The sequence below is a fragment of the Micromonospora sp. DT229 genome, assembly GCF_049844505.1.
Taxonomy (GTDB): Bacteria; Actinomycetota; Actinomycetes; order Mycobacteriales; family Micromonosporaceae; genus Micromonospora.
This window is the reverse complement of the sequence record NZ_JBNCLD010000006.1, coordinates 169905-196155: the sequence shown is the minus strand read 5'-3', so window position 1 is coordinate 196155 and position 26251 is coordinate 169905. Positions and strand designations below refer to the sequence as shown.

20 protein-coding genes, 4 pseudogenes and 1 riboswitch are annotated in these 26251 nt (G+C 70.6%); of the genes and pseudogenes, 12 read left to right on the top strand and 12 right to left on the bottom strand.

Annotated elements, in window-relative coordinates; genetic code table 11:
• Positions 1-98: 98 nt before the first annotated feature.
• Positions 99-614 (bottom strand): 2'-5' RNA ligase family protein, encoded by a 516-nt coding sequence (locus ACLQ2T_RS12025; RefSeq protein ID WP_425766081.1) that lies wholly within the window; start codon positions 612-614, stop codon positions 99-101.
• A gap of 31 nt (positions 615-645) precedes the next feature.
• A complete protein-coding gene (locus ACLQ2T_RS12020) occupies positions 646-1692 on the bottom strand; it encodes an NAD(P)-dependent alcohol dehydrogenase (RefSeq protein WP_425766080.1) in 1047 nt (348 codons plus the stop codon).
• Between the two features lie 115 nt (positions 1693-1807).
• Here ACLQ2T_RS12020 and ACLQ2T_RS12015 point away from each other — a divergent pair, with 115 nt between their 5' ends.
• The gene (locus tag ACLQ2T_RS12015) at positions 1808-2716 is read left to right on the top strand and encodes a DUF72 domain-containing protein (RefSeq protein ID WP_425766079.1); all 909 of its coding nucleotides are present in this window, start codon (positions 1808-1810) and stop codon (positions 2714-2716) included.
• A 34-nt stretch (positions 2717-2750) separates the two neighbouring features.
• Here the strand turns inward: ACLQ2T_RS12015 and ACLQ2T_RS12010 are convergent, their stop codons facing one another.
• From ACLQ2T_RS12010 to ACLQ2T_RS12000, 3 genes are all read right to left on the bottom strand, one after another.
• Positions 2751-3380, bottom strand: coding sequence for a hypothetical protein (locus ACLQ2T_RS12010; RefSeq protein WP_425766078.1), 630 nt, complete (start codon positions 3378-3380; stop codon positions 2751-2753).
• Between the two features lie 82 nt (positions 3381-3462).
• Positions 3463-4314, bottom strand: a complete 852-nt coding sequence (locus tag ACLQ2T_RS12005) for an alpha/beta fold hydrolase (RefSeq protein ID WP_425766279.1) — start codon at positions 4312-4314, stop codon at positions 3463-3465.
• An 88-nt stretch (positions 4315-4402) separates the two neighbouring features.
• On the bottom strand, positions 4403-5614 hold the full coding sequence (locus ACLQ2T_RS12000; protein ID WP_425766278.1) for a globin domain-containing protein: 1212 nt from the start codon (positions 5612-5614) through the stop codon (positions 4403-4405).
• A gap of 146 nt (positions 5615-5760) precedes the next feature.
• On the opposite strand from ACLQ2T_RS12000, the gene ACLQ2T_RS11995 reads away from it, so the two are divergent.
• Positions 5761-6195: an RrF2 family transcriptional regulator gene (locus tag ACLQ2T_RS11995; protein ID WP_425766077.1), complete on the top strand. Its 435-nt coding sequence runs from the start codon at positions 5761-5763 to the stop codon at positions 6193-6195.
• A gap of 52 nt (positions 6196-6247) precedes the next feature.
• Here ACLQ2T_RS11995 and ACLQ2T_RS11990 read toward each other — a convergent pair whose 3' ends face one another.
• Positions 6248-7507 (bottom strand): hypothetical protein, encoded by a 1260-nt coding sequence (locus ACLQ2T_RS11990; RefSeq protein WP_425766277.1) that lies wholly within the window; start codon positions 7505-7507, stop codon positions 6248-6250.
• Positions 7508-7688: 181 nt separating this feature from the next.
• Here ACLQ2T_RS11990 and ACLQ2T_RS11985 point away from each other — a divergent pair.
• From ACLQ2T_RS11985 to ACLQ2T_RS11970, 4 pseudogenes are all read left to right on the top strand, one after another.
• Positions 7689-9898, top strand: a pseudogene (locus tag ACLQ2T_RS11985) (DNA gyrase/topoisomerase IV subunit B).
• 31 nt (positions 9899-9929) lie between these two features.
• A pseudogene (locus ACLQ2T_RS11980) lies at positions 9930-10550 on the top strand (DNA gyrase subunit A); the annotation flags it as partial.
• Positions 10551-10688: 138 nt separating this feature from the next.
• Positions 10689-11225, top strand: a pseudogene (locus ACLQ2T_RS11975) (LAGLIDADG family homing endonuclease); the annotation flags it as partial.
• 393 nt (positions 11226-11618) lie between these two features.
• Positions 11619-13700, top strand: a pseudogene (locus tag ACLQ2T_RS11970) (DNA gyrase subunit A); the annotation flags it as partial.
• Between the two features lie 208 nt (positions 13701-13908).
• On the opposite strand, the gene ACLQ2T_RS11965 reads toward ACLQ2T_RS11970, so the two are convergent.
• The gene (locus ACLQ2T_RS11965) at positions 13909-15252 is read right to left on the bottom strand and encodes a uracil-xanthine permease family protein (RefSeq protein ID WP_425766076.1); all 1344 of its coding nucleotides are present in this window, start codon (positions 15250-15252) and stop codon (positions 13909-13911) included.
• Positions 15253-15549: 297 nt separating this feature from the next.
• Between ACLQ2T_RS11965 and ACLQ2T_RS11960 the strand changes: the two genes are divergently transcribed.
• From ACLQ2T_RS11960 to ACLQ2T_RS11935, 6 genes are all read left to right on the top strand, one after another.
• Complete coding sequence (locus ACLQ2T_RS11960; RefSeq protein WP_425766075.1) at positions 15550-16785, top strand: acyltransferase family protein; 1236 nt, start codon at positions 15550-15552, stop codon at positions 16783-16785.
• Between the two features lie 101 nt (positions 16786-16886).
• Positions 16887-17303 carry a hypothetical protein gene (locus ACLQ2T_RS11955; RefSeq protein ID WP_425766074.1) on the top strand — a complete coding sequence of 139 codons (417 nt, stop codon included), beginning with the start codon at positions 16887-16889 and terminating at the stop codon, positions 17301-17303.
• A gap of 153 nt (positions 17304-17456) precedes the next feature.
• On the top strand, positions 17457-17894 hold the full coding sequence (locus ACLQ2T_RS11950) for a hypothetical protein (RefSeq protein ID WP_425766073.1): 438 nt from the start codon (positions 17457-17459) through the stop codon (positions 17892-17894).
• Positions 17872-18210, top strand: coding sequence for a hypothetical protein (locus ACLQ2T_RS11945; protein WP_425766072.1), 339 nt, complete (start codon positions 17872-17874; stop codon positions 18208-18210). Before ACLQ2T_RS11950 ends, ACLQ2T_RS11945 begins: the two co-directional genes overlap by 23 nt.
• A 300-nt stretch (positions 18211-18510) precedes the next feature.
• Positions 18511-18652, top strand: a riboswitch (cyclic di-AMP (ydaO/yuaA leader).
• Positions 18653-18880: 228 nt separating this feature from the next.
• Positions 18881-19753, top strand: coding sequence for a C39 family peptidase (locus ACLQ2T_RS11940; RefSeq protein ID WP_425766071.1), 873 nt, complete (start codon positions 18881-18883; stop codon positions 19751-19753).
• Positions 19754-19860: 107 nt separating this feature from the next.
• Positions 19861-20604, top strand: coding sequence for an alpha/beta fold hydrolase (locus tag ACLQ2T_RS11935; RefSeq protein ID WP_425766070.1), 744 nt, complete (start codon positions 19861-19863; stop codon positions 20602-20604).
• A gap of 10 nt (positions 20605-20614) precedes the next feature.
• Here the strand turns inward: ACLQ2T_RS11935 and ACLQ2T_RS11930 are convergent, their stop codons facing one another.
• The 5 genes from ACLQ2T_RS11930 to ACLQ2T_RS11910 all read right to left on the bottom strand — a co-directional run bounded on the left by ACLQ2T_RS11930 (position 20615) and on the right by ACLQ2T_RS11910 (position 26032).
• Positions 20615-20836 carry a hypothetical protein gene (locus tag ACLQ2T_RS11930; protein ID WP_425766069.1) on the bottom strand — a complete coding sequence of 74 codons (222 nt, stop codon included), beginning with the start codon at positions 20834-20836 and terminating at the stop codon, positions 20615-20617.
• Positions 20837-20939: 103 nt separating this feature from the next.
• On the bottom strand, positions 20940-22637 hold the full coding sequence (locus tag ACLQ2T_RS11925; protein WP_425766068.1) for a CDP-glycerol glycerophosphotransferase family protein: 1698 nt from the start codon (positions 22635-22637) through the stop codon (positions 20940-20942).
• A gap of 33 nt (positions 22638-22670) precedes the next feature.
• The gene (locus ACLQ2T_RS11920) at positions 22671-24173 is read right to left on the bottom strand and encodes a D-ribitol-5-phosphate cytidylyltransferase (RefSeq protein ID WP_425766067.1); all 1503 of its coding nucleotides are present in this window, start codon (positions 24171-24173) and stop codon (positions 22671-22673) included.
• 148 nt (positions 24174-24321) lie between these two features.
• Positions 24322-25122: an ABC transporter ATP-binding protein gene (locus ACLQ2T_RS11915; protein WP_425766276.1), complete on the bottom strand. Its 801-nt coding sequence runs from the start codon at positions 25120-25122 to the stop codon at positions 24322-24324.
• Positions 25123-25132: 10 nt separating this feature from the next.
• Positions 25133-26032: an ABC transporter permease gene (locus tag ACLQ2T_RS11910; RefSeq protein ID WP_425766066.1), complete on the bottom strand. Its 900-nt coding sequence runs from the start codon at positions 26030-26032 to the stop codon at positions 25133-25135.
• Between the last annotated feature and the right edge of the window lie 219 nt (positions 26033-26251).

The window sequence follows — 26251 nt, the reverse complement described above, 5'->3', positions numbered from 1 at the left end:
CCGTCGATCTTGCACTTTCGGTCGCTGATTCGTCCGCTATGCGCGGTATGCGGCGACAAAAAGTGCAAGATCGACGGGGGAAATAGGGGTGAGGGTGGTTAGGGGAGGGGGTGGGAGATGTTGTGGGCGTGGTCGGTCAGGGCGGCGCTGGTGATGGTGGCTTCCAGGGGGAGGATCTCCAGGCAGCGGCGGATGGCCGGGGTCAACAGGGTGTTCGGTACCCGCATGGAAAGGGTGCAGTGCGGGATCCAGTTGCCTGGGCGGTAGTGCTCGGCCAGGGGGATGCCGGCGGCGGTCAGCCGGTCGTGCACCCGCCGATGGTGCTCCAGCAGTTCCACGGTGGGCGCCAGGCCCAGCCAGAGCACCCGGCCGACGAACTGGCCGACGTACTGGAAGGACAGCCGCAGCGGCGCGGCCACGGTCGTACCCTCCAACGCCGCCGCCACCCGCTGCGGGTCGAAACGCGGTGCTACCGCCAGCGACACGTGCGGCCGGTGCCGCTGCTCCAGCAGCGAGCGCAGGCTCTGCACGCCCTCGGCCTCCAGAGCGTCCCAGAGGACCCGGATGCGGCGGGTGGCGACGGTGTCCAGATAAAGCTCCAACGCGGCGACCACATGATCACTCTAGGGGCCGCCGCGTCGGTGGTCACGGCACGATCACGGCCCGGCCTTCCAGGGTGCCGTCCTGCATCTGCCGGTACGCGGTCATCGCCTGATCCAGTTTGAAGGTGGTCGTCTTCGGCCGCAGCAGCCCACGGGCACCCAGATCCAGCACCTCGATCAGCTCCGGTCGGCTACCCCAGTAGGTGGTCTGGATGCTGACCTCGTACGGCACGGAGAAGAAGCTCACCGGCAGGGTCCCGCCGCCGATACCGACGATGGTCAGGTCCCCCACGGTACGCGCGGCGGCGGCCCCCATCTTCAGGGTGGCGTCCGCGCCGACGAAGTCCAGCACGACGTCCGCACCCCGGCCCCCGGTGGCCGAACGGATCTCCTCGACGGTCCGCTCACCCGATCGCAGCACCAGGTCGGCGCCGCACTCCTCGGCCAGCCGCAACGCGTCGTCCCGGGTGTCCACGGCGATGATCCGGGCCGCGGTGGTGGCCTTGAGGATCTGCACCCCCACATGCCCCAGCCCACCCACGCCGATCACCACGGCGGTGCTGCCGGGCGGCAGCTTGGACCAGGACCGGCGGATCGCGTGGTACGGGGTCAGCCCCGCGTCGGTCAGCGGCGCCGCCTGCACCGGATCCAGCCCGTCGGGCAGCGGCACCACCAGCCGGGCGTCCGGCACGAGTTGGTAGTCGGCCATCCCGCCGTCCAGGCCGAGACCGCCCCCACCACCCGGGATCGGCGCGGCGGCCGGATTCTCGCAGTAGTTCTCGGCGCCGAGCCGGCAGCGGGGGCAGACCCCACAGCCCCACGGCCCGTACACGGCGACCGGTTGGTTCAACTCCAGTGAGGTCACCCCGGAACCGAGGGCGTGTACCCAACCGGCGTTCTCGTGCCCCAGGGTGAACGGCGGGTTCCAGGGCAGGCCGCCCGCCTCGAAGTCGTGCATCAGGTGCAGGTCGGAGTGGCAGGCACCGGCAGCGCCGATCTTCACCACCACCTGACCCGGTCCGGGTGTCGGCTCGTCCACCTCGACCAGTTCCGGGTCGGTCTTCCATGCTGGCAGCCGTAGCGCACGCATCCTTGCCTCCTTGTCCGCTGAAGCCAACGCTTCGGCTGCCCGGTGAGGATCCATTCAAACCCAGCCGTCGCGCCAGCGGTTGCCGATCGCACCGGGTAGCGGTGCACTGAATTACATGAGTGTCATCAAGGTGGGCACGTCCTCATGGGCCGATCAGACGCTGGTGCGGTCCGGCTGGTACCCGCGGGCGGCGAACACCCCGTCCGGTCGGCTCGACTACTACGCCGGCAAGTTCCCCCTGGTCGAGGTGGACACCTCGTACTACGCCGTGCCGACGCCGGAGACCACCCAGGGCTGGGTCGAGGCCACCGGGGACGACTTCACCTTCAACGTCAAGGCGTACCGCCTGTTCACCGGCCACCCGACCCCGGTCGCCACCCTCCCCGCCGACCTGCGCCCCAGCGGCGGCCCGGCCCGGATCCGCCGCCGGGACCTGCCACCGGCGGCGTACGACGAGCTGTGGCGCCGGTTCCGGGCGGCGCTGGCCCCGATCGCGGCGGCCGACCGGCTCGGCGCGGTGCTGTTGCAGTTCCCGCCGTGGCTGGCCCGCGGCGAGGCGGCCCGGCGCCGGATCGCCGAACTGGCCGATCGCTGCCGACCGTGGCGGGTGGCGGTCGAGTTGCGACACGGGTCCTGGTTCGACGGCACCGCGGCGCTGGAGACCCTGGCCTTCCTCCGCGAGCACGGGCTGACCAACTGCGCCGTGGACATGCCGCAGGGCCACCCCGAGTCGGTGCCACCGATCCTGATCGCCACCGCCGACCTGGCGATGGTACGGATGCACGGGCACAGCACCGCCTGGGCCGGCGGCGACAAGGAGGACCGCTTCCGGTACGCCTACGCGGATCGGGAGCTGGGCATCTGGTCGGAGTTGCTGACCGAACTCGCCGGGCAGGCCGACGAACTGCATGTGCTGTTCAACAACTGCTGTGCCGGGCAGGCCCAGCGCGACGCCGAACGGCTGGCCGGTCTGCTCACCGCCGGGCGGGTACCAGCCGGAGCCGAACGGTCGTCGCGCCGCTGAGCCGGATGCTCGACCCCGCCGGGCCGACCGACCCTCAGTGGCCGTTGTGGCTCATCGCCTTCGACATCTGCATCAGCCCGCCGGCCTTGGCCATCGTCTTCGGCGACTGCATCAGCCCGTTGGCCCGGCCGATGATGCCGCGCAGGACCTGTCCGGGTTTCTGCTGCTCACCCATGTACGCGGTGACCACGATCAGCGCGCCGGTGAGCGCCGGAATGGTCCACTGGAGCAGCTTGAGCTGCCGCTGACAGGCGGCCACGTTCTGCGGGGTCTGCTGATTCGGCTCGGTCACCCCCGCCACGCTGGGCCCACCCGCCCGGGCCAGGCGGTTGCCGAGCAGCCGGCTGTACCCGGTCACCGCCAGGGCGCTGAGGGTCAGGGCCGTCTTCAGGGTGCTCACCCGGCCGACACCCCGTTGGGCGGCCAGCCGAGGGCTCTCGGTGACCAGTTCACCGACCGCCCCGGCCAGGTGGGCGCCGATGGCGGCGGCGTTGACCGGGGTCCACCGGGACCAGCCGGCCGAGGCCACCGGCAGCCGTTGGGTCGAGTCGCCGACCTGGGCCGCGGCGCCGTTGACGCCGAAGGCCCCCATCAGGGAGCCACCGAACCAGGCCGCCAGGCCCAGGTCGTGCATGGATCGAAGAGCGGTGTGTGTGTCCGACATGTTTGTCCCCCTCAAGCCGTTTTCGAGCGCTGCGGCTTACCCGCCCTGGCAGGCCCTAATCACCGGGTGGGGGTGCGAGGGGTCAGCGGGCCGGCAGAGTGGCGGCGAAGTCGGCCACCCGCGCGGCCAGTGGCTCGGCGGCCTGGCGTACCCAGGTGAAGTGGTCCAGCGGGACACCCTGCGGGTCGGGGTACCGCACGCGTACCACGGCAGCCGCGGGAAGCTTGGCGCAGAGCCGGTCCAGGGTCGGATGCGGGGTGTACTGGTCGTGCGCGAAGCTGACGGCCAGCACCGGGGTACGGATCTGCCGCACCGCCGCCTCGGTGTCCACCCCCTCCAGGTCAGGGAAGCGGCCGGTGCGGGCGGTGTACGCCCAGTCGCGGATCACCCCGCGGGCCTGCCGGCCACCGAACCCCCAGCCGGGCCAGACCCCGAGCAGCCGGGCCGTGGCGGCGATGCCCTGGGTGTACGGCAACACGCCGTAGCGCCGTGGGCCGGTGAAGTCCCGCCAGTACGGGATCCCCACGGCCATCAGCACCAACCCGTCGACCTCCTGTTCGCCGTGCAGGGCCAGGTGCAGCACCGCGGCCTGCCCACCGAGGGAGTGCCCCAACAGCAGGGTGCGCCGACCGTCGAACCGGGCCTTGAGGGCGGCGCGTACCGCACCGATGTCGGCGGCCAGTTCCGGGTAGCCGTACCGGCAGGCCCGGCTGGGTCTGGGGGTGCTCTCGCCGGTGCCCCGCAGGTCGGCCACGACCACCCGCAGTCCGGCGGCGCGCAGGGCGGTGGCGAAGGGCCGGTAGTACCGGGCCCGCACCCCCATGGCCGGCACGACCAGCACCACCGGTGCCTCCGCCGGGCCGGTGGGCTCCGGATAGACCTGGATGCCCAGGCGGGCGCCGTCGACCTGGACGAATTCCTGCACGTATTCCACCGTCGCGCTCACCAGCACAGGTTACCCGCGAGTAGGGTGTGGCGGGGGCGGCCCCCGGCGAGTCGAGCGACCCGCCGGGGTCGGCGCGCTAGCCGCGCAGCATGCCCGGCCCGAACACCTCGTAGGCGATCCGCTCCACCGGTACGCCCCGGCGCAACAGTCCACCCCGGACGAGGTTCATGAACGGCAGCGGCCCGCAGAGGTGCACGTGGGCGTCGGGGGAGAGTGGGATCGACTCGGGGTCCACCCGGCCGCCGGTCACCTCGACGGCGACCCCGGGCAGGGCGACGTCGCTGGTGTCCTCGTACCACAGCCTGGTGCGCAGGTTCGGCAGCGCGGCGTGCAGGCGCGGCAGGTCACCGCGCAGCGCATGGGCGGCGCCGGCCCGGTCGGCGTGCACCAGCACCACCGGGCGCTGCGGCGCGGTGACCGCCAGGTGTTCCAGCGCGGCCATCGCCGGGGTCAGCCCGATGCCGGCGCTGACCAGCAGCAGCGGGCCATCGCCCGCGACGGCGCTGACCTCGCCGAAAGGCGGGCTGAGCCGCAACGTCGTACCGACCGTCACCTGCTCGTGCAGGAAGGTCGAGACCTGACCGTCCGGGGCGCCGTCGATCCCGCGCAGTCGCTTGACGGCGATCCGCCAGTGCGCGGCGCCGGGACGTCCGGCGAGGCTGTACTGGCGGATCTGCCGGCCACGACCGCCGCCGAGGTCCACCGCGACCGAGGTGTACTGGCCCGGTACGAAGGTGGGGACCTCGCCGGGGTCGTCGGGCGTCAAAGTGAACGACACCACCTCGGGGGTCTCCTGCCGGCGTGCCGTCACCCGCCACGGGCGCCACACCGATCCGCCCTCGGCCAGCCCGGCGGCGGCGTGGAGTCGGGCCTCCCGGGCGACCAGTTCGACGGCCAGCAGCCAGTAGACCTCGTCCCAGGCGAGGGCGACGGGCGGGGTGACCGCGTCGCCGAGCACCTCGCCGACGGCGGCGAGCAGGTGCCGGCCCACGACGGTGTACTGGGCCGGGGTGATCCCCAGGGAGGCGTGCTTGTGCGCGATTCGGTCCAGCACCGGACCCCAGGGCTTGGCACCCGCGCCGACCAGGTGCTCGGCGTACGCGACCACGGCGGCGGCCAGGGCCGCCTGTTGACTGCCGCTGGCCTGGTTGCCCCGGTTGAACAGGTCGAGCAGCTCGGGATGCGCGGCGAACATCCGCTGGTAGAACCGGCGCGTGATGGCTTCGCCGTGCGCCCGTACGGCGGGCAGGGTCGCCGTAACCACCTCTGCTGAGGACTGGGTGAGCACGATGTTCTCCTTCGGGACGAACGTTACGGACGCGCTCACCAAAACAGGTATCGCAGTTACCTCTTTAGGGTCGAAGGTCCCGGATCGCTGGTCGCGCGGATCACACCGGCGGCCGGTGCGGCGCACGGCCACCGTAGGGTCGAAAGGTGAAGCTCAACCGGTCCACCGACATGGCGATGCGGATCGCCATGCTGACCGCCGCCTCCGGCCGCAGGACCACGGTGGACGAGTTGGCCCAGCGGCTGGCGCTGCCCCGCAACCACGTGGCGAAGGTGGTGCAGCGGTTGCAGCACCTCGGCGTGCTGGTGACCATCCGGGGCCGCTCCGGCGGAGTGGCGTTCGCCGCGGACGCCGCCACCTACACCGTCGGGCAGGTGGTACGGGCGTTCGAGGGAGCCGGCGAGGTGGTCGACTGCGAGGCACCGGCCTGCCCGCTGCGGGCAGCCTGCCGGCTACGGGTAGAGCTGCGCCGGGCGCAGGAGGCCTTCCTCGCCGTGCTCGACCAGGTCAGCATGGCCGATCTCGTCGACTCACCGACCGGCCCGGTACTGCTCGCCCTCGGTGCACCGCCCGCGCCCTGAGTGGCGACGGCGACCGGCCCGCACCACGGGGATACGGGCCGGTCCCGGATGGTCAGGAGACGCTTATCGTGCCGTTCGAGGCCCGTACGCAGGTCACCGAGCGAGCGGTGGTGGTGGCCGCCCCGGCCAGGCACTGGCCGAGCACCTGATGCCCGGCGGCGTTCGGGTGCCACGACTCCTGGCAGGTCTGGAAGTAGGTCGCGCAGGTGTTCGCGATCCGCTGGATGGCGATCTTGTCCTTGCCGGAGAGGCTGGTGACGAAGGTGCCGTTGGGCGGGTTGTCCATCAGCCGGATCGGGGTGGCCAGCGTGCCGGTCGGGCTGTTCGAGTTCTCGCAGAGCCGGGCGCCGTCGAAGGCCCGTTGGACGTTGAGGTAGACCAGGTCGGCACCGGGGAACTCGGCGGCCAGGGTGTCCCGGGTGGAGCGGACGATGGTGCCGAGCCCCTGGGAGAACCGGTGGCCGGGGGCCAGGCTGGCCCGGTGGATCGGGCAGCCGGCGGCGTACCGCTCCGCTCCGAGGGCGCGGAACTTGTCCCGGGTGTCGTCCCGGCTGTCCTCCGAGTGGTACGACGAGGCCAGGTCCAGCGGCAGCGGGTTCGTGTAGTCCTGCAACACCACCCGGTGCTGACCGTCGGCGTCCACCTCGCGCAACGTGGTCAGGATCTGGCGTACCGCCGCGGTGGTCTCGGCGGTCGCGGCGCTGATCTGCGCGGCGGTGGCCAGGTCGGCGTCCGTGCAGGGCTTCTGCTCCACCGGGCCGTTGAGGTACGCCCAGAACTCCCACCAGCCGGTCCAGGCGTCGGCGATGAACCGGTTGGCGCACTTCTCCGCCACCCCGCCGAAGGTGAACGAGCTGTTGTTGGAGCCCAGACCGATCAGCACCAGGTCGATGTCGTGGGTCTGGGCGACCGTGCGGAGCTGGTCGAGTTGGGCGGCCACCTGCCGACCGCCGGTGCGTGCCGACGAGGCGGCGGCGATGTCGCGCGGCTGGCCGCCGGAGCAGGCCAGGTTGAACCGGTCCTGAATGCCGGGCAGTGACGCCTTGTGCAGCGAGGCATTGCCGGACCGGTGGCAGAAGAAGGCGTTGTTGTTCGGCGCGGTCCAGCCCGGGAAGTTGCGCGCGACCCCGGTCGAGTCGACCACCGGCTGGTAGGCCCCGGCGCCTTCGCCGCTGATGAAGCTGTCGCCGAGGGCGACCGCGGCGGTGGGTGCCGCAGCGGTCGCCGGGGCGGTGTGGGTGATGGCGGTGGAGAGGGTCGCCGCGGCGACGGCCAGAACCATCGCGGCGGCGGTACGACGCAACCTCGGCATGGCAGCCCCATCCATTCATAGAAATATGAAAGATCCTCTTCTCGTGATGGAATCACGCAGGTGTGACGTGCGTCAACACGGGAAACAGATGTGACATCTGGGTCAGGCGGGAGTTAAATCCCAGCCCACACCGAGACGGCGTCGGGCATAAGGTGCGGCGCCGGGGCGTTGACCGCGGCAGGTGCCACCAGCAGAGGCCTCCTGCGGCGTGCCGCGCGGGTGTCCGCGTCAGGTGTCGGGGCGTACGGCTACGCTCGCTGCGGCCGTCCCACGCTGGGCCGACCACCGACGGTGTGGGGCAGCACATCGCCGAGACCGGGGAGTACGACGGAGTTGACCGCAGAGCCTGAGACCCTGTACGGGGCCGATGACCTCACCCATCTTGAGGGGCTGGACGCCGTTCGCAAGCGGCCCGGCATGTACATCGGCTCCACCGACAGTCGTGGCGTGGGTCACCTCGTCAACGAGATCCTGGACAACTCCACCGACGAGGGCGTCGCCGGCCACGCCACGAAGATCGAGGTCATCCTGCACCCCGACGGTTCGGTGCAGGTGGACGACGACGGGCGGGGCATCCCCACCGACGTGCACGCCCGCTCCGGCATCTCCGGGGTCGAGCTGGTGCTCACCCGGCTGCACGCCGGCGGCAAGTTCGGCGGCTCCGGCTACAAGACCTCCGGTGGTCTGCACGGGGTCGGCGCCTCGGCGGTCAACGCGCTGTCCCGCCGGTTCGACGTCACCGTCCGTCGCGGCGGCAAGGTGCACACCATGTCGTTCCGGCACGGGGCACCCGGCATCTTCGAGGGTGAGGGCCCGGAGGCGCCGTTCACCCCCGGCCCCGGCCTCCAGGTAGCCGGCGCGATGAAGCGCGGCCAGCGCACCGGCACCTCGATCCGCTACTGGTACGACCCCCGCTACTTCGAGACCGGCGCGGCCCTGGACCACGACGCGGTACGCGCCAAGCTGCGGCACACCGCCTTCCTGGTGCCCGGGGTCAGCTACACCCTGCGCGACCTCACCGCCCAGGAGCCGACCGAGGAGCAGTTCCACTACCCCAACGGGCTCACCGACATGGTGGACTTCCTGGCCCCCTCCGGCGACCGGCCGGTCTCCGGCACCCTGCTGGTCACCGGCGAGGGCACCTACCGGGAGAACGCCGCCGACGCCAACGGCGTGATGCAGTCCAACGTGCAGCGACGCGCCGAGATCGAGGTGGCCTTCCGCTGGGGCACCGGCTACGAGCGCACGGTCGAGTGCTTCACCAACACCATCCGTAACGCGCACGGCGGGACTCACCGCAAGGGCTTCGAACGGGCCCTGGTGCGTACCCTCGCCGACGCCGTACGCAATACCCGTGGCCTGCTCAAGGCCAAGGAGGACGCCCCCACCCTGGACGACGTGCTGGAGGGCATGACCGCGGTGGTGCACGTGCGGGTGCCCGAGCCGCAGTTCACCTCCCAGACCAAGGACGAACTCTCCACCGCCGGGGTCACCAAGGTGGTGCAGGGCCTGGTCGAGCAGCACCTCAAGTCCTGGCTGGAGGACCGCAGGACCAAGACCGAGGCGCGTACCGTCCTCCAGAAGATCGTCGACGCCGCGCGGGTGCGCCTGACCCAGAAGCAGCAGAAGGACGCCGCCCGCCGCAAGACCGCGCTCGAAGGCGCCGCCATGCCGGCCAAACTGGTCGACTGCCGCGCCTCAGGCATCGACAGAAGCGAATTGTTCATCGTGGAGGGGGACAGCGCCCTGGGTACGGGGCGACTTGCCCGTTCTGCCGAGTATCAGGCGCTTCTCCCGATTCGCGGCAAGATCCTCAACGTGCAGAAGGCCAACCTCCAGCAGGTGCTGGACAATGCCGAGTGCGCCGCCATCGTGCAGGTGCTCGGGGCGGGCTCCGGGCGTACCTTCGACCTGTCCTCGATGCGGTACGGCCGGGTGCTCATCATGGCCGACGCGGACGTCGACGGCGCCCACATCCGGACCCTGCTGATCACCCTGTTCGCCCGGTACATGCGGCCGTTGATCGAGGCGGGTCGGCTCTACGCCGCGATGCCGCCACTGCACAAGATCACCACCAGGGGGCGTAACCCGGAGACCGTCTACACCTACACCCAGGCGGAGATGGAGGCGACCGTCCGCAAGCTGGAGAAGGCCGGCAAGCAGATCGTCACCCCCATTCCCCGGTTCAAGGGTCTCGGTGAGATGGACGCCGACGAGTTGTGGGAGACCACGATGAACCCGGCCACCCGGTCGGTGCGGCGGATCACTCTGGAGGATGTCGACGCCGCCGAGCGGATCCTCGAACTGCTGATGGGGGAGAAGGTCGAGCCGCGCCGCAACTGGCTGATCGACTCCGCCGACCGGGTCGACCGCGACGCCATCGACGCCTGACCAACGGGTTCTTCGGAAGGAAAGCTGAACCATGGCACGCCGCAAGGAAACGAAGGTCGACCACTCCGCGTTCGACCGGGCCGGCGCGCGGGTCTTCGACAACCCGCTGGTCACCGAGGTGTCCGACTCCTACCTGGAGTACGCCTTCTCGGTCATCCACTCCCGGGCCCTGCCGGACGCCCGCGACGGCCTGAAGCCGGTGCACCGGCGCATCCTGTACGCCATGTACGAGTCGAGCTTCCGGCCCGACCGGGCCCACGTCAAGTCGGCCCGGGTGGTCGGTGACGTGATGGGGCGCTACCACCCGCACGGCGACACCGCGATCTACGACGCGATGGTCCGGATGGCGCAGGACTTCTCCCTGAATGTGCCACTCATCGACGGGCACGGCAACTTCGGCAGCCCGGACGACGGACCGGCGGCGGCGCGTTACTGTGTGACGGGCGATACTCGGATTCGCCTGGCAGACGGTTCGAGTCCTCGAATCGGCGAGCTGGCGAATCTCGCTCCCGATAGTGAAGCTGACGTCGATTTCGAGGTACTCGACAAGGACGGCAAGGCCGTCCGGGCGAGCAAGGTTTTCAACTCGGGTGTCCATCCCACCATCCAGATCCGTACGGAAGCCGGGTTCTCACTCCGGGGCAGTGAGAATCACCTGGTCTTGTGTCTGGAGGTGCCGCTCGGCGTGCCGGTGTTCCAGTGGCGCCGTCTCGACGAGGTGACCCCCGACACGGTCGTCTGCATCGCGCGGAACGCCTGGTACCAGGTAACCCCTACGGCTCGGGAGTACATGCTGGGAGTACTCGGGGGCGCCTGGGTATCCGAAGGGTTCGCGAGTGAGTCGCGAGCGGGCTTCAACAATACGGATGAGCACTTCTTCGGCGAGGTCCTGCATGCCTACGACCAAGTTGTAGGCGGGCAGCGCTACGTCAGCGAGCGGCATACCCGCCGCGACCGCAAACGCATCCAGGAGTTGGATGTACAGGAGTATGCCGGGGGGATGGCCGCGTTCCGTGCCAGCCCGCTAGCCGAACTCATCGGGCACCAGGCGCGGGACAAGTTCGTTCCGCAGTTCGTCTGGACCGGAGGGTGGGGTGTGAAGCGCTCGTTCCTGATGGCGTTGTTCGAAGGAGACGGCGGCGTACGGGTAGCGAAGGACAGCTTCACCATTCAGTACACGAGCTTCAGCGAACGCCTTACTCGGGACGTCCAAGAGTTGTTGGCGGAGTTCGGTGTCATCGCGTGTTGGCGGCAATATACGCGTCCGAGTGGCTCGGTGGAGCATCGGCTGGTCATTTCAGGGATGCGGAACATTGCGGCGTTCGCCAATCGGGTCGGGTTCCTCCGTACCAAGCAGGCTGTGCTGCACAGGGTGCTCAAACGTTCACCGTTGCGCCCGCATCGACTCAGTAAAGACCACGTGCCTTTCGTGGCCGAATACGTTCGTGGGGCGCTCGCCTTCGACAGGCGTGGTTCGGGCCGCAAGTGGCTGACTCAGCACAACTTTGACCGGGTAGAGCGTTGGGAGACTGAACGGCTTCGCATCGTCGATCGGATCAAGGATCCCGAGGTACTTGCGACGATCCTGCCCGTGATGGACTCGGGCTACCGATTCGAGCGGATCACCGAGGTGACCGCGTGCGAGCCGGCCGAGGTCTACTCGATCAGAGTCGACACCGAAGACCACTCATTCCTCGCTGGCGGTTTCGTCAACCACAACACCGAGGCTCGGATGTCGCGGGAGGCGATGCTGCTCGTCGGCGAGCTGGGTGAGGAGACCGTCGATGTCGAGCCCAACTACGACGGCTCGCTGACCCAGCCCACCGTACTGCCGGCTGCCTTCCCGAACCTGCTGGTCAACGGCACCTCCGGGATCGCGGTCGGGATGGCCACCAACATGATCCCGCACAACCTGGGGGAGGTCGTCTCGGCGGCCCGCTGGCTGATCCGGCACCCCGACGCCACCCTCGACAAGCTGATGGAGTTCGTGCCCGGTCCGGACCTGCCCACCGGTGGGCTGCTGCTCGGCCTGGACGAGGTGCGCCGGGCGTACGAGACCGGCCGGGGCGTGGTGCGGATGCGCGGCAAGGTGGAGATCGGCCCGCTGGAGGGCAGTCGGGGTCGGCAGGCGATCACGGTGGTCGAGTTGCCGTACGGGGTGGGTGCGGAGAAGGTCATCGCCGCCATCACCAACGAGGTCACCAAGACCAAGCGGCTGACCGGGATCGCCGACGTCAAGGACCTGACCGACCGGGAGAACGGCACCCGCCTGGTCATCGAGTGCAAGGTGGGGGTCAACCCCCAGGCGCTGCTGGCCGACCTGTACCGCCTCACCCCGCTGGAGCAGTCCTTCGGGGTGAACAACCTGGTGCTGGTCGACGGGCAGCCGCGCACCCTGGGGCTGAAGCCGCTGCTGGAGGTGTTCCTGGCACACCGCTACGAGGTGGTGACCCGGCGCAGCGCGTACCGCAGGCGTAAGCGCCAGGAGCGGCTGCACCTGGTCGACGGTCTGCTGATCGCCCTGCTCGACATCGACAAGGTGGTCAAGCTGATCCGGGCCAGCGAGGACGCCCAGGACGCCAAGGACGGCCTGATGCGCCGGTTCAAGCTCTCCGAGATCCAGGCCGGCTACATCCTGGACACCCCGCTGCGTCGGCTGACCAAGTACGACCGGCTGGAGTTGGAGGCCGAGCAGGAGAAGCTGCGTGCCGAGATCGCCGAGCTGTCCACCATCCTCGACGACGAGAAGGTGCTGAAGAAGCTCGTCTCCGACGAGTTGGCCGCGGTGGTCAAGCAGTTCACCACCCCGCGTCGTACCGTCCTCGTCGACGGTGATCTCAAGGAGGTGCTCGCCGCCTCCGCCCCGGCCGGGCCGCTGGAGGTGGCCGACGACCCCTGCCAGGTGATCCTGTCCGCCACCGGCCTGGTGGCCCGTACCGCGGCCGAGTCGGAGGAGGCCGCCGAGGGGCGGCGTCGGCACGGCCGGGTCAAGCACGACGCGGTACGCGCCATGGTGCACTCCACCGCCCGGGGCCGGGTGCTGCTGGTGACCAGTGCCGGTAGGGCCTTCAAGGTGGATGTGCTGCCCCTGCCGGTGTTGCCGGAGCAGTCCGGCACGGTGTCGCTGCGCGGCGGGATGTCGGCCGCCGAGTTGGTGCCGCTGGAGCCGGGGGAGACCGTGGTGGGTCTGGCGCCCCTGGGTGCCGCCGCCGAAGGCTCCCCGGGTCTGGCGTTGGGTACCCGTCAGGGGGTGGTCAAGGTCTGCGCCCCCGACTGGCCGGTACGTTCCGACGAGTTCGAGGTGATCGGGCTGCGGGAAGGAGACGAGGTCATCGGAGCCACCTGGCTGGTCGACGGCGCCGAGAACCTGACCTTCCTCACCAACGCGGCCTCGCTGTTGCGCTTCCCGGCCGGGCTGGTGCGACCACAGGGCCTCAAGGGTGGCGGCATGGCCGGCATCGCCCTGTCGGCCGGGGCCCAGGTGGTCTTCTTCGGCGCGGTACGCACCGACGACCCGGACCACGGTGAGCCGATGGTGGTGACCTCGACCGGGGCCACCGTCAAGGTGACCCCCTTCTCGGCGTACCCGGTCAAGGGGCGGGCGACCGCCGGGGTGCGCGCCCAGCGCTTCCTCAAGGGTGAGACCGAGGTGGTCGTCGCCTGGGCCGGCCCTCGCCCGGTCGGCGCGACCGCCAACGGCGAACCGGTGGCCCTACCGGCCGAGGACCCCCGCCGCGACGGTTCCGGCTTCGCCGTCATGCTCGGCCCGACCGTAATAGGCCACCAAATCGACCGCCCCTGACCCACTCACCCACCCACCCTGCCTGACCCCCTTCCTCTCGCCCTCACCACACCCCTCTCGCCCTGTTGATCAAGAGGTTTGCGTCGAGAATCGCGCTTGTCACGACCAAAACCTCTTGATCAACAGCGGCGAGGGCGGGGTGGGGGCGAGGGCGGGGTGGGGGCGAGGGCGGGGTGGGGCGGGGAGGGCGGGGTGGCAGCGGGTCTGCTCAGAGTTCCGGCTCGGGGCCCTGGCGGGAGGTCGGGGTGGTGTTGCGGAGGCGGGCGATCAGGCGCATGCCGTGGTAGATGATCAGGGCGGCGGCGGAGCCCAGGGCGATGCCGTGGAAGGAGAGGTCGCCGGCGGTGAGGGTGTAGTCGGCGGCCCCGATGATCACTGCTACGGCGGCGGTCAGCAGGTTGACCGGGTCCTGGAAGTCGACCCGGTTGTCCAGCCAGATCCGGGCACCGAGGATGGCGATCAGCCCGTAGAGGGCGGTGGTGGCGCCGCCGAGCACCCCGGCCGGCACGGTGAGGATCAGCGCGCCGACCTTCGGGCTGAGCCCGAGCAGCACCGCGGCCAGCCCGGCGATCCAGTACGCGGCGGTCGAGTAGACCCGGGTCGCCGCCATCACCCCGATGTTCTCGGCGTACGTGGTGGTGCCGGAGCCGCCGCCGGAGCCGGCGAGCATGGTGGCCACGCCGTCACCCATGAACGCCTTGCCCATGTCCCGGTCCATGTTCCGCCCGGTCGTGGCGGCGACCGCCTTGACGTGGCCGGCGTTCTCCGCGATCAGCACCAGGACCACCGGGATGACGAGCACCACGGCGCGCAGGCTGAAGCTGGGCGTGTGGAACTCGGGCAGCCCGACCCAGGCGGCCTCCCGCAGCCCGGTGACCGTCGCCGGGTCCAGCCCGCCGGTCAGCGCGGCGAGCAGCCAGCCGACGAGCACCCCGAGCAGGATGGACAGCCGGCCCAGAAAGCCCCGGAACAGCACCGTGCAGATCAGGATCGCGGCCAGGGTGACCACCGCGACCAGGGGTTGGGCCTTGACCCCGCCGTTCCCGCCGCCGTCCCATGCCACCGGGGCGAGGTTCAACCCGATCAGCATCACGATGGCGCCGGTGACCAGCGGCGGCATCAGTCGGTTGATCCAACCCGCTCCGGAGAACTGCACCACCATGCCGACCAGGGCGATCGTCGCCCCGACCACGACGATGCCGCCGAGGGCCGGGCCGATGTCGCCGCCGGCCTTGGCCGCCAGCACCGGGGCGATGAAGGCGAACGACGAGCCGAGGTACGACGGCAGCCGGTTGCCGGTGATCAGCAGGAAGAGCAGGGTGCCCAGCCCGGAGAAGAAGAGGGTGGTGGCCGGCGGGAAGCCGGTGATCAGGGGCACCGTGAAGGTGGCCCCGAACATCGCCACCACATGCTGCACCCCGATGCCCAGGGTGCGGGGCCAGGAGAGCCGTTCGTCGGGGTGCACCACGTCCCCGGGGCGTACGGTGCGGCCGTCGCCGTGCAGGGACCAGGGTGACCAGCGGGATCGCGGTTCGGTCGGGGACTGGGTCATGATTGGCCCTTCGCGTCGAAGTGCTGACGGGGGCGATCAACCCTGGATGTTTCTAGCATGGGCGATCGTGCGGGGTTCGGGAGGTCAGGCGGGTGATCCTGCGCCATTGGGTGCCCTCGCCTGCCTGGTGATCGCGGTGCCGCCCGGTCCCCAGAAGTGGGTCGATCTCTGATTGGGTAGGGTGCCACGACGGGCGGCGCCGAACGGGTGGCCGCCGGTAGCCGATCGGATCGGGCAGGTGGCCCGTTGGGAGGAGAGGCGCGTGCCTCCGACGCCGTCGACGTCTCAGGTGCCGGCATGACCAGCGCACCGGTGGCGGCGGGCATCGCACCCGGCCGGGGGCAGGCTAGCCGACTACCCTCGCTGACCGGGCTGCGGTGGGTGGCCGCGCTGCTGGTCTTCGGCTTCCACGCCGGCACCATGCGGATCATCGCAGAGCCGGATTACCAGGCGGTCGTCGGCAAGATCTTCACCCTGGGCCTGTCCGGGGTGCAGTTCTTCTTCATCCTCAGCGGGTTCGTGCTGGTCTGGTCGGCCCGGCCGGGAGACTCGCGACGGGGGTTCTGGCGACGCCGGTTCGCCAAGATCTATCCGAACCACGTACTGCTCTGGGTGCTGGCCATGGCGGCGGCCCTCTGGTTCGCCGATCCGATCAACCCGGTCGCGGCGCTGGAGAACCTGTTCCTGCTCCAGGCCTGGGATCCCCGTCCCGGCTACTTCTACAGCGTGAACAACGTCAGTTGGTCGCTGTCCTGCGAACTCTTCTTCTATCTGTGCCTGCCGCTGGCCCTGCCCCTGGTGCGGCGGGCCCGCCCCTGGCTGCTGTGGGCGGTTGTGATCGCCGTACCGTTGCTGATCCTGGCGCTGTGGCCCGGGCAGACCCTGGTGCCGGAGCAGAGCCGGTGGTGGTTCACCCAGGTGTTCCCCCTGGTCCGCTCGCTGGAGTTCTGGATGGGGGTGGCCGCCGCCGAACTCATGCTGCGGGGCCGCTGGCGGGGTCCCGGCCTGCCCCTGGCGAGCCTCATCTTCGTGGTCACCTGGGTGGTCGCCGCGCAGTGGATTCCGGCCGAGTTCTGGGCGGCGCTGCTGTCGGCGGCGTACGTGGTGCTCATCGCCGCCGCGGCGGACGCCGATGTGCGGGGTCGTCGCTCGCCCCTGCGGTCGCGCCCGATGGTCTGGCTCGGTGAGGTGTCGTTCGCCTTCTACCTGGTGCACGTCTTCGTGATCATGACGATTCTCCGGGTCACCGGAGACTGGGGGACCGGTCTGCCCGGCTGGTGGGGCCCGGCCGCGGTGATCGGCTTCCTGCTGCTGACCCTGGGCCTCGCCGCCCTGGTGCACCGCTTCGTCGAACAGCCGATGATGCGTCGCCTGGCGCCTCCCCGCCGCACGGCCCGCCCCAGCGCCACCAACCCCACACCCGGCACCGGGCCTGCGCCCACCTCCGAGGCTGCGCCCGGTGCGGTGCCCGCCCCCCGTGCCGAGCCTGTCTCCGGTGCCGAGGCATCGGCTGACCTCCATGCTGGACGGTAGGGTTCTGGCCTGCCGACCAGGGCGGCAACCCGAATCAGGTTCCTCGGCGCGACACGCCGGGCGGCGGTGCGGGCTGCGGACACCGGCGGTAGCGTGACATCGTGCTCCCGGTCCTCTCCACCCGTCCCCTGTGGTGGTTTGCGCGCCGGGTGGCACGACTGCTGACCGGGTTCGCGGTCGCCGCCGCCTTCACCGTCGGGGTCTGGGCCATGCCCACCCACCCCGGGGCGATCGAGGACCTCGGTCCGGCCGGGCAGCCCACGGCAGCCGGCCTTGTCTGGTCTTCAGAGGGTGCCCCGGCGTCCTCGGTCGCCGATGGCTGCGCCGCCGTAGCCCTGCCTGTCGAGAGGTGGGGGCCCGGTGGCGACGACCGCCCGGAGGCTGGGCCCGCTACGACGCCGGTGTCACCGTTGCCGCTGCCGCCGGAAGCCGCCCTGATCATCAGGGCTACCCACGGGCTGCCTCCAGCGGTGGTCACCCCGGGCCCGGGCTGCGCCCGTGCACCACCCGTTCGCTGATCGTGCGCCCGTACCGCCGTAGTCACCCGGACCTCGCCCGCCTGGACCCCCTGGGCCTCCGGTAGTGCCCCGGAAGTCCCCCAGGGCCCGGAGTGACGGACGGCCCGAGTCCCGCCGCCGAGACCGCCACATCAGCTTCCCCGAGGTGCCGACATGGAGAAGACCCTTCTCTACCAGTTCCTGATCGACGTGCCCCGAGCCGCCGCCATCTGGTCGGTGCTGCTGGTGCTCGCGCTGGGCGTGCTCACCGTGCTGGTGGCCCGACCCGAACCGGCCCCCTCGCCCGACCGGGACCCGGACCTCCCCGACGAGGATGCCGCCGCCGCGGACCTGCGGCGCTATGCCGGCGAGGTGGCCGTGGCCGCGGCGGGGGCCGCCCAGAACGCCGCCCGCCGCCGCGAGGCCTGGCAGCGCGCCCAGGCGGAACTCGACCGGGCCTGGGCCGCGTACGACGAGGCGGAGACCGCCGCCCGACGACTGGCCGCCGCCGGCGCGCTGCCCGCCCCCGGTACCCCCCCACACCCCCGCCGAGTACGCCGCCAGGGAACGCTGGCTGCGCCACGCCGTGATGACGGCGTACTGGCGGGGTGATCTGTCGGCCCGGCAACTCACCGACGCGCTGGCGCACCGGGCCGGTTGGGATCCCCGGCGTCACCCCGCCGAACAGGAGATTCTTCTGGCTCGGGTGGTACGCGACGGGCGCCAGGCGGCCTATCAGGCGGCTCGGCAGCAGGAGCGGGAGGCCTGGCGGGCCGCGGAACTGGCCGTCGACGCGGCCCGGGCGCTGTCCACCGAGGCGTACGCCGCAGCGCAGCGGACGCGGGCGTACCCGCTGCCGACCTCACCCCGGGTCGTCTCCGGCCCTCAGGGGGCCGTGGCGCGCTGGCGGGTGGCCCGGGCCGGTTGAGGCGCACGGTTCTTTCCCATTTATTCGGTGACCCCGGTCACGGTCATCGCGGAATCGGTCATCGTGGGGCAGACATCGAATGCCGGGCGCAATCTCCGGGGAATTGTCAACCTCGGGTCCGATTGTCGACCGACAGTGCCTTCCTGACCCGGAGTCCCATTGAGCGACGACAGTTCCGCGATACCCGAAAAATTTGACCGGGAAGAAGGTTTAGCCAGCTCAGGGCAGCCTTGGCAGGAGCTGTGACGCACAGTAATGTCGACCCCGTCCGGTGCGGTTACCGTTCGCAAGTGGCGACGCCGTGCCGACCCGCTCAATCGTGATCTCACGAACCGGGGACCCACTGCACCATTGGGGTGAATCCGCGAGCCACGGCCCGCGGTAGGGCGATCCTCCCGCCCGAATCCGTCAGCTAACCCGGTCGGCGGTGTCGGAAGGAGCTCCTTTCCTCGTGCAGCACAATCAGCGCCCCCCGATATTCCTGCGCCTCCACGGCACCGTGGTGCCTGCGCTCGCCGGTCCGCTGTCCGCGCGCTGACCCAGGCCCACCGCAGCCGCCCGATCCCCGGGCGCATCCCGTGAAACGGCACCGCCCCGTACTCCGCCTCCGGGTGTCCACCGGATGGCCGGAGCCGCTGTGCCACACCACCCCTGAGCCCGTGGAGGATTCGTGAAGCACACCCTCAAGCGTCAGCTTCGTCGGCTGGCCACCGAACGCCCCTACCAGCTCGTGGCCACCTCGGCGCTGGCGCTGGCCCTGGCCGCCGGTGCCGGCGCCGTGGTCACCCAGATCGACGACCCGGCCGAGACGCACACCACCGCCGCGGTGGCCGAGTTGCGCGAGGAGCCGGCCGCCTCCCGTGGCCTGGCCCGGGCCGCCACCGCACCCAGCAGCCCCGCGCCCGGTAGCGCCGCCCCGAGCAGTGCCGCGCCGAGCGCGGAGCCCGGCAGCTCCCCGTCCAGCGCCGCCGCCGCACCGGAGGCCGCCTCGGCGGACCCGGACCTGGCCAGCAAGGAGGCCGCACCGAAGCCGCCCGCGAAGAAGGTGCTGTCGTACGACTACCAGGCCCAGATCAACGGGTGGTACTGCGGCCCGGCAGCGGTGCGCAACGCGCTCAGCGCCGCCGGCATCGACCGGGACCAGGAGACCCTGGCCGCCCAGCTCGGCACCACCTACCTGGGCACCAACTCGGCCCGGGACACCACCCGGGTCCTCAACGCCATGGCCAAGGGGAGCCCGTACCGGACCACGATGATTCCCGGTGGCGCGGCCACCCCGGCCCAGATGGATCAGCTTCAGGCCGATGTCGTGGCGGCCATCACCGACGGCCGCGGGGTCGTGGTGAACGTCGCCGGCAGCGTCACGGACACCGCCGGGGGCTGGCACTCCTTCCCGGGCGGCCACTACGTCGCCGTGGTCGGCTACGAGGACGAGGGTCGGATGGTCAAGATCGCCGACTCGGCCGACCCCTCCTACTACTCGTACTGGGTGAGCACGATCGATCTGGCCAACTGGGCTGCCACCCGCGGCTACTCCTCCTGATCGACCTGTTTCGTGCCGGGCGCCGACCCCAGTGGGGTCGGCGCCCGGTGTCGTATCCCGGTCGTGGCTCTCGCCCGGCCGGTGCGGGCGGTGGCAGACTGCCTGACATGATCACGGAGTCGGATGGGCGGGCCAGCTCGCCGATGCTGTTGTTGCTGCACGGCATGGGCGCCAGCGGTGACGTGTGGCTGCCCTCGGCCCCGCTGCTGGATCAGCGCTGGCCCGGGCGGTGGGCGGCACCGGATCTGGCCGGCCACGGCGCGTCGCCTCCGCTGTCGGGGTACTCCTTCGCCGGGCTCGCCGACCAGGTCGCCGCCGGCCTGCACCCCGGCGACCGGGTGATCGTGCTGGGCCACTCCCTCGGCGGGGTGGTCGGTCTGGCGTTGGCCGCCGCGAATCGGGCGGTCACGGTCGAGGCGGTGGTCGGGCTCGGCATCAAGGCGGTCTGGTCCCCGGCGGAACTGGCTCGCGCCGGTGATCTCGCGGCCCGCCCGGTCACCTGGTTCGACAGCCGCGACGAGGCGGCCCGACGGTATCTGCGGGTAGCCGGCCTGGCCGATCTGCTCAGCCCCGATGATCCGGCCGTGGCGGCCGGGCTGCGGCAGGTGGACGGCCGGTGGCGGCTGGCGATGGACCCGGCCGCCTTCGGCGTCGGCGAGCCCGACCTGGCCACCCTGCTGGCCAGGATCGAGGCGCCGGTGCTGCTGGCCCGTGGCGAGCACGACCCGATGGTCTCCGAGACACAGCTCAAGCAGTACGGCGTACCGGTGGTGACCCTGCCCGGGCTCGGTCACAACGCCCATGTCGAGGATCCGGCGGCGGTACTGGCGCTGCTCGACGCCGTACGGTGACCGGTCCCGGTCAGGAGCGTTCGCCGTCGCCGGCCTGCTCGGGGGAGGCATGGTCGGGGGACTTGCGTAACCACAGGACCACCCCGAGCACTCCTGCCACTGCGCTGCTGATCGCGATCGCCGTCTCCGCCAGTTCGGGCCAGTCGTCCATGAACGGATAGACACGCGAGAGGACCATCCCCACGAAGCAGTACAGCAGCAGAACGACGGCGACGACGCGCTGGATAATCATGGCCCTCATTGGAGCACAGCGCCGCGAGCGACCGTCGGGCACCGTCCACAGTGTTCAAAACTGAGCCGGCCGCCGCCGGGCCGGTACCCGGCGGCGGCCTCGCTCAGGTGGCGGGGGAGAACGGGGCGTCGCTGGCGGACCGGGGGGCCGGGGCGGCCCAGTGCGGGTCCAGTTCGCGCCGGGCGGCGGTCAGGAACGCCTCGGCGTACGTCTCGGTCGGGAAGTCGCCCAGGTACCGGCGGCGGGTGGCCCATCGGGCCTCGGCCAGGGGGTCGGTGTCCAGCAGTCGGGTCAGCACCTCGTCCACCTCGGTCAGGTCCCGACGCAGTACGTAACCGGAGGCGGCCAGCGGGAACCGTTCCAGGAACCGGTCGCCGTCGACCCCGGTGTCGGTGACCGCGTACGGCTTGCCGGAGTGCAGCCAGTCGGACACCACCCCGGAGACGTCGGAGATCAGGGCGTCCGCGCGGTTCACCGACTCGGCCAGGGTCAGCGCGCCGGCGGCGGCACCGAACAGGTGCGGGCGACCGGTGCGGGCCCGGTCGGCGGCCAGCAGGTCGTGCAGCCGCCCCAACTGGCGGGCCGAGGCCGGGTTGTGGGCGGTGTACGGGTGGGGCCGCACGATCACCGTGGCGCCCCGGTCGAGCAGCCGGGTCAGCAGGGTCTCGGCGAACGGCAGGGAACAGTAGTCGGCGTCGGCGTGGTGCCCGGTCCAGGTGGGGGTGTAGAGCACGGTGGGGTTCGGCAGGCGGCGGACCGGGCCGGTACGTACCTCGATGGCCTCGACCTGAGGGCGGCCGACCACCACGAACTTCTCGGCCGGAATGTCCACCCCGGCGCGGGCGTACCGGTCGATGGCCGCCTCGCCCGCGACGAAGATCCGGTCGAAGATCGCCGACACCGGGTTGGCGCTGGAGGCCTTGTCGCTGTCGCCGTGATGCAACTGCACATGGGTCAGCTGGGTGAAGCGCAGGCAGTGGCTGTTCTTGGCGCCGTGGTTGACGTAGAAGGCCACCCGCAGGCTCGGCACCAGCACCTCGTCCATGCTGCGCAGGGTCGGGCAGTAGAGCACCGGGGCGGTGGTCTTCGCGGCGATGACCGGCAACGCTTCCGGCTCCCGCAACATCACCACGAAGGGCCGACCGATCCGCTCCAGGTGCGGCAGCCACATGGTGACCTGGTACTCCGAACCGGGGGGAGCGGAGAAGTACAGCAGGAACTCCGGCTGGTGCCGGCGCAACTCCCGGGTGACCGGGGAGCCACCGGTGCCGGGACGCAGCCGCCGCATGACCAGTTTGCCGGCGACCGCCCCCACGGCACCACCGGCCAGCAGGCTGGCCGCCAGGGCGACCGTGGCGGGCAGTCCCGCCAGCGCGGCCAGGGCCAACACCGCGAGCAGCCCGGCCACCACCTCGCCGAGGCGGGCGGTGATCCGGGGTACCCAGGTGCGTACCGGGAGGTTGGCGGCGAGCAACTCCAGGTTCCCCGCCTCGCGCAGCGGGCCGGTGAGCACCATCAGCCCCAGCAGGATCCCGGCGGTGCCGGTCAGGGCCACATCGAAGCCGGCGTCGAGCTGCCGGGAGTAGCCGACCAGCACCCCGGCCGCGATCAGAGTGGTTTCCGCGACCCCGTCGGCTCCGGGGCGGACCCGACGTTCCCAGACCGTGGCGGCGAGGGCGAGCAGCGAGAGTCCGAGTCCCCAGGTGGTCGCGCCGGTGAGCGCGACCACGATGAACGCCAGGACTGCCGCCCCGGTGGCCAGGCCCCGGGCGGCCAGCTTCCTGACCAGGTCACCACGCATCTCGGTGTTGCCTTCCGGGTCGTCGTGGGTCGGTCAGGCGACCGGGGCGCTGCTGTTCTGGCGGCTGCCCTGGGCCGGCACCACGGCACCCGAGGCCTCGCCCGGCGGGCGGCGGACATCGATCACCTGGCCGGTGAGATCCGAGATCAACACGTCCAGGGAGGCCTGGGCGACGATCTCGGCGGCGAGCAGGGTGTGCTCGGGCTCCGCGCCGAAGGCCTTGGTCCGCATCGGGGTGGCCGTCCGCTCCGGGTTGATCACGTTGACCCGTACGCCCAGCTCGGCCCACTCGTCCGACAGGGCCTGGGTGAGGTTGACCAGGGCCGCCTTGGTCGCCGAGTAGAGGGCGTAGTCCGCCCGGCCCCGGGTGTAGGAGCTGGAGGTGTACAGCAGCAACTGGCCCTTGGTGTGCTGAAGGTAGGGCAGCGCCTGGCGGGCCACCGTGACCGGGCCGACGAAGTTGACCTGGAGTACCCGGTCGATGGTCTCCTGGTCCATCTCGGCCAGGGCGCCCTTCTCCAGGATGCCGGCGGTGACCACCACGTGGTCGATGCGGCCGGTGGCCTCGAAGGCGGTCCGCAGCGCGGCCTCGACGTCGGCCGGGCGCTCGACATGGGTGCCGGTGCTGGAACGGCTGAAGGGGAAGACCTGAGCGCCGTAGCGCCGGGCCAGCTCGGTCAGGTCGTGGCCGATGCCGTAGCTGCCGCCGAAGACGACGATCGTGCGGCCGGAGACCTCGTCGCCGTAGGCGCGCTGGTCGGCCAGGCGGGGCACCTTGGCGGCGGCCAACTGGAAGAGCTTGTCGGCCAGGTGTACGTCGACCGGGTGGGTGACCTTGATGTTCTCGTCCGAGCCGTCGATCACCTTGATCGGCACCTCGGGCAGGTAACGCAGCACCACACCGCAGTCGTCCGTGGCGGCGAAGTTCGGGTCGCCGGCGGCCCGCCGGTACGCCTCCCGAATGGTGCTGGAGCGGAAGGCCTGCGGGGTCTGCCCCCGGCGCAGGGTGGATCGCACCGGGATGTCGGTGATGCACTCGTTCTCGTCGACCTGGATGATCGTGTCGGCCGAGGGGATGGCCACGTCGACCGCCGGGTAGGTCCAGAGGGCGTTCACGCACTCCCGCACGATCCGGCCGCTGAGCAGGGGCCGTACCGCGTCGTGGAAGAGGATGTTGCAGTCCTGCTCGCCCACCGCGTCCAGGGCGATGCGGGTGGTGGCGTTGCGGGTGTCCCCACCCTCGATGACCTTGGTGACCTTGCGGAAGCCGGCCTTGTCCACGATCTGCTGGGCATCGGCGACGTGACCGCTGGCCATCAGCACGATGATCTCGTCGATCTCCGGTGCGGCCTCGAAGACGGCCAGGGTGTGCTCGATGATCGGCTTACCGGCGATCTTCAACAGCTGCTTGGGGATGCCGAGGCCGAGCCGGGTACCGGTACCGCCGGCCAGCACCACGGCCACCGTCCGTGAGGGTCGCCACGGTGCCGCGTGCTGCGGCGTGGTGCCCGAATCGGTGGTCTGGTCCTGCGTCATTGCCGGTCCTCGCTCTCGGTGCATGGCTGCGATGTCGTGCATGGCTGGAATGTCTCGTCGGCATGGCGACGGGATGAACGATAACGCGGGTGCGGAGCACCCTGGTGCGGCGTTGTCGCCCGGACGACGCCGGACATCCGCCGAAACTCTACTTCCCGTTGGTGAATGCCTCGTACGCCTTCAAAACCTCGGCTGTGGGGCCATCCATCCGGATTAATCCGGACTCCAGCCAGATCGTCCGTTCACACGTGTCGCGTACCGAGGAGAGTTGGTGGCTGACCAGGAAGACCGTTCCGGCGTTCTCCCGCAACTGCCGTACCCGGGCCTCGCTGCGCTTGCGGAACCGCTTGTCGCCGGTGGCCAGGGCCTCGTCGATCAGCAGGACGTCGTGCTGCTTGGCCGCGGCGATGGAGAACCGCAGCCGGGCCGACATGCCGGAGGAGTAGGTGCGCATCGGCAGGGAGGCGAAGTCGCCCCGCTGGTTGATCCCGGAGAACTCGATGATCTCCGGCAGTTGGCGCTGCACGTCGTCCGGGGCCATGCCCATGGCCAGGCAACCCAGTGTGACGTTGCGCTCCCCGGACAGGTCGTTGAGCAGGGCCGCGTTCACCCCGAGCAGGGAGGGCTGGCCCTCGGTGTAGACCGCTCCCCGCTCCACCGGCAGCAACCCGGCGATGGCCCGCAGCAGGGTCGACTTGCCGGAGCCGTTGGTGCCGATCAACCCGATGGCCTCGCCCCGGTACGCGGTGAAGGTGACCCCCCGCACCGCGTGCACCTGGCGCACGTTCGGTGTCGAGGTACGGGTCACCAACCGCCGCAGCGCGGCCACCGGGCTGTGGCTGCCGGCGGCACCCTTGTGCACCCGGTAGACGACATGCGCGTCGTCGACCACCACCGTCGGGATCCGCTCCTGGATCCGGGGCAGGGTGACCGTCACGTCGTTGGACATCGCCAGGTGATCAACCACGGCCGTACTCCTGTTCGCCGCGCCAGAAGTAAAGGTAACCCCCGACACCCACCAGCACCGACCAGCCGATCGCGACCAGCCAGGTCACCGGCAGGGAGTCGTTGAGCAGGGGAGTGTTCTCCAGCAGCGCCACCCGGGCCAGCTCGATGTAGACCAGCATCGGGTTGAACTGCACGATGGCGGTGGCCCAGCCCGGCAGGTTCTCGGCGAACAGTTGGACGCTGTAGAGCACCCCGGAGCCGTACATCCAGGTCCGCAGGATGAAGGGCATCACCTGCTTGAGGTCGGTGGCCTTGGCGCCCAGCCGGGCCACCGTCATGGTCAGCCCGGCGTTGAAGACCGTCTGGAGCAGCACCGCCGGCACCAGCATCAGCCACATCAGGGTGATCGGCTCGCCGGTGACCAGCACGATGGCGATCAGCACCACCATCGAGCCGAGCAACTGCTGGAACTGGGTGATGGTGATGGCCAGCGGCAGGCAGGCCCGGGGGAAGTGCAGGGCCCGGATCAGCCCCAGGTTGCCGCTGATCGCCTGGGTGCCCTGCTGCACGCTGGTCTGGGTGAAGTTGAAGATGAACAGCCCGGCGGTCAGGTAGGCGATGAAGTTGTCGATGTTTCGGCTCTGCTGAAGGATCAGACCGAAGATCAGGTAGTAGACCGCCGCATTGCTCAGCGGGGTGAGTACCTGCCAGAGCTGCCCCAGGCGGGCGTTGCTGAACGAGGCCGCCAGCTTGGCGTTGGCGTACGCGGTGATGAAGTGCCGGTAGCGCCAGAGGTGGCGGGTGTAGCTGCCCAGGGAGGGGCGTTGACCGGCCATGCGCAGCCCGTACCGGGCGGCCAGCTGGGCCGGAGGCAGGCCGGAGTCGGGATCGGCCAGCGTGCTGTTGGCCATGGGGATGGGCGCTCCGATCTAGTCGAGCCGGCGGGTGCGTTCGCGACGATGGAATCTAGCGTGTTCGTAACTCGGAGCGTCGCCTCGCCGCTGCGTGGACAGTAGTCCCAGAACCGTCGGGACGCAACCGTACCGTCGTTGCGGTACATTGTCCTGCGTGACAGCCGAGAAGAGTCCCAGGTGACGACCGGGAAGAGGCGTGCGCCGGCCGGTGCGGCG

Bases quoted from the DNA above. Each gene is read 5' to 3' on its own strand.
- ACLQ2T_RS12020 (WP_425766080.1), bottom strand. From the start codon at position 1,692: ATGCGTGCGCTACGGCTGCCAGCATGGAAGACCGACCCGGAACTGGTC.
- ACLQ2T_RS12015 (WP_425766079.1), top strand. From the start codon at position 1,808: ATGAGTGTCATCAAGGTGGGCACGTCCTCATGGGCCGATCAGACGCTG.
- ACLQ2T_RS12010 (WP_425766078.1), bottom strand. From the start codon at position 3,380: ATGTCGGACACACACACCGCTCTTCGATCCATGCACGACCTGGGCCTG.
- ACLQ2T_RS11990 (WP_425766277.1), bottom strand. From the start codon at position 7,507: ATGCCGAGGTTGCGTCGTACCGCCGCCGCGATGGTTCTGGCCGTCGCC.
- ACLQ2T_RS11965 (WP_425766076.1), bottom strand. From the start codon at position 15,252: ATGACCCAGTCCCCGACCGAACCGCGATCCCGCTGGTCACCCTGGTCC.
- ACLQ2T_RS11960 (WP_425766075.1), top strand. From the start codon at position 15,550: ATGACCAGCGCACCGGTGGCGGCGGGCATCGCACCCGGCCGGGGGCAG.
- ACLQ2T_RS11950 (WP_425766073.1), top strand. From the start codon at position 17,457: ATGGAGAAGACCCTTCTCTACCAGTTCCTGATCGACGTGCCCCGAGCC.
- ACLQ2T_RS11945 (WP_425766072.1), top strand. From the start codon at position 17,872: ATGACGGCGTACTGGCGGGGTGATCTGTCGGCCCGGCAACTCACCGAC.
- ACLQ2T_RS11935 (WP_425766070.1), top strand. From the start codon at position 19,861: ATGATCACGGAGTCGGATGGGCGGGCCAGCTCGCCGATGCTGTTGTTG.
- ACLQ2T_RS11930 (WP_425766069.1), bottom strand. From the start codon at position 20,836: ATGATTATCCAGCGCGTCGTCGCCGTCGTTCTGCTGCTGTACTGCTTC.
- ACLQ2T_RS11925 (WP_425766068.1), bottom strand. From the start codon at position 22,637: ATGCGTGGTGACCTGGTCAGGAAGCTGGCCGCCCGGGGCCTGGCCACC.
- ACLQ2T_RS11920 (WP_425766067.1), bottom strand. From the start codon at position 24,173: ATGACGCAGGACCAGACCACCGATTCGGGCACCACGCCGCAGCACGCG.
- ACLQ2T_RS11915 (WP_425766276.1), bottom strand. From the start codon at position 25,122: ATGTCCAACGACGTGACGGTCACCCTGCCCCGGATCCAGGAGCGGATC.
- ACLQ2T_RS11910 (WP_425766066.1), bottom strand. From the start codon at position 26,032: ATGGCCAACAGCACGCTGGCCGATCCCGACTCCGGCCTGCCTCCGGCC.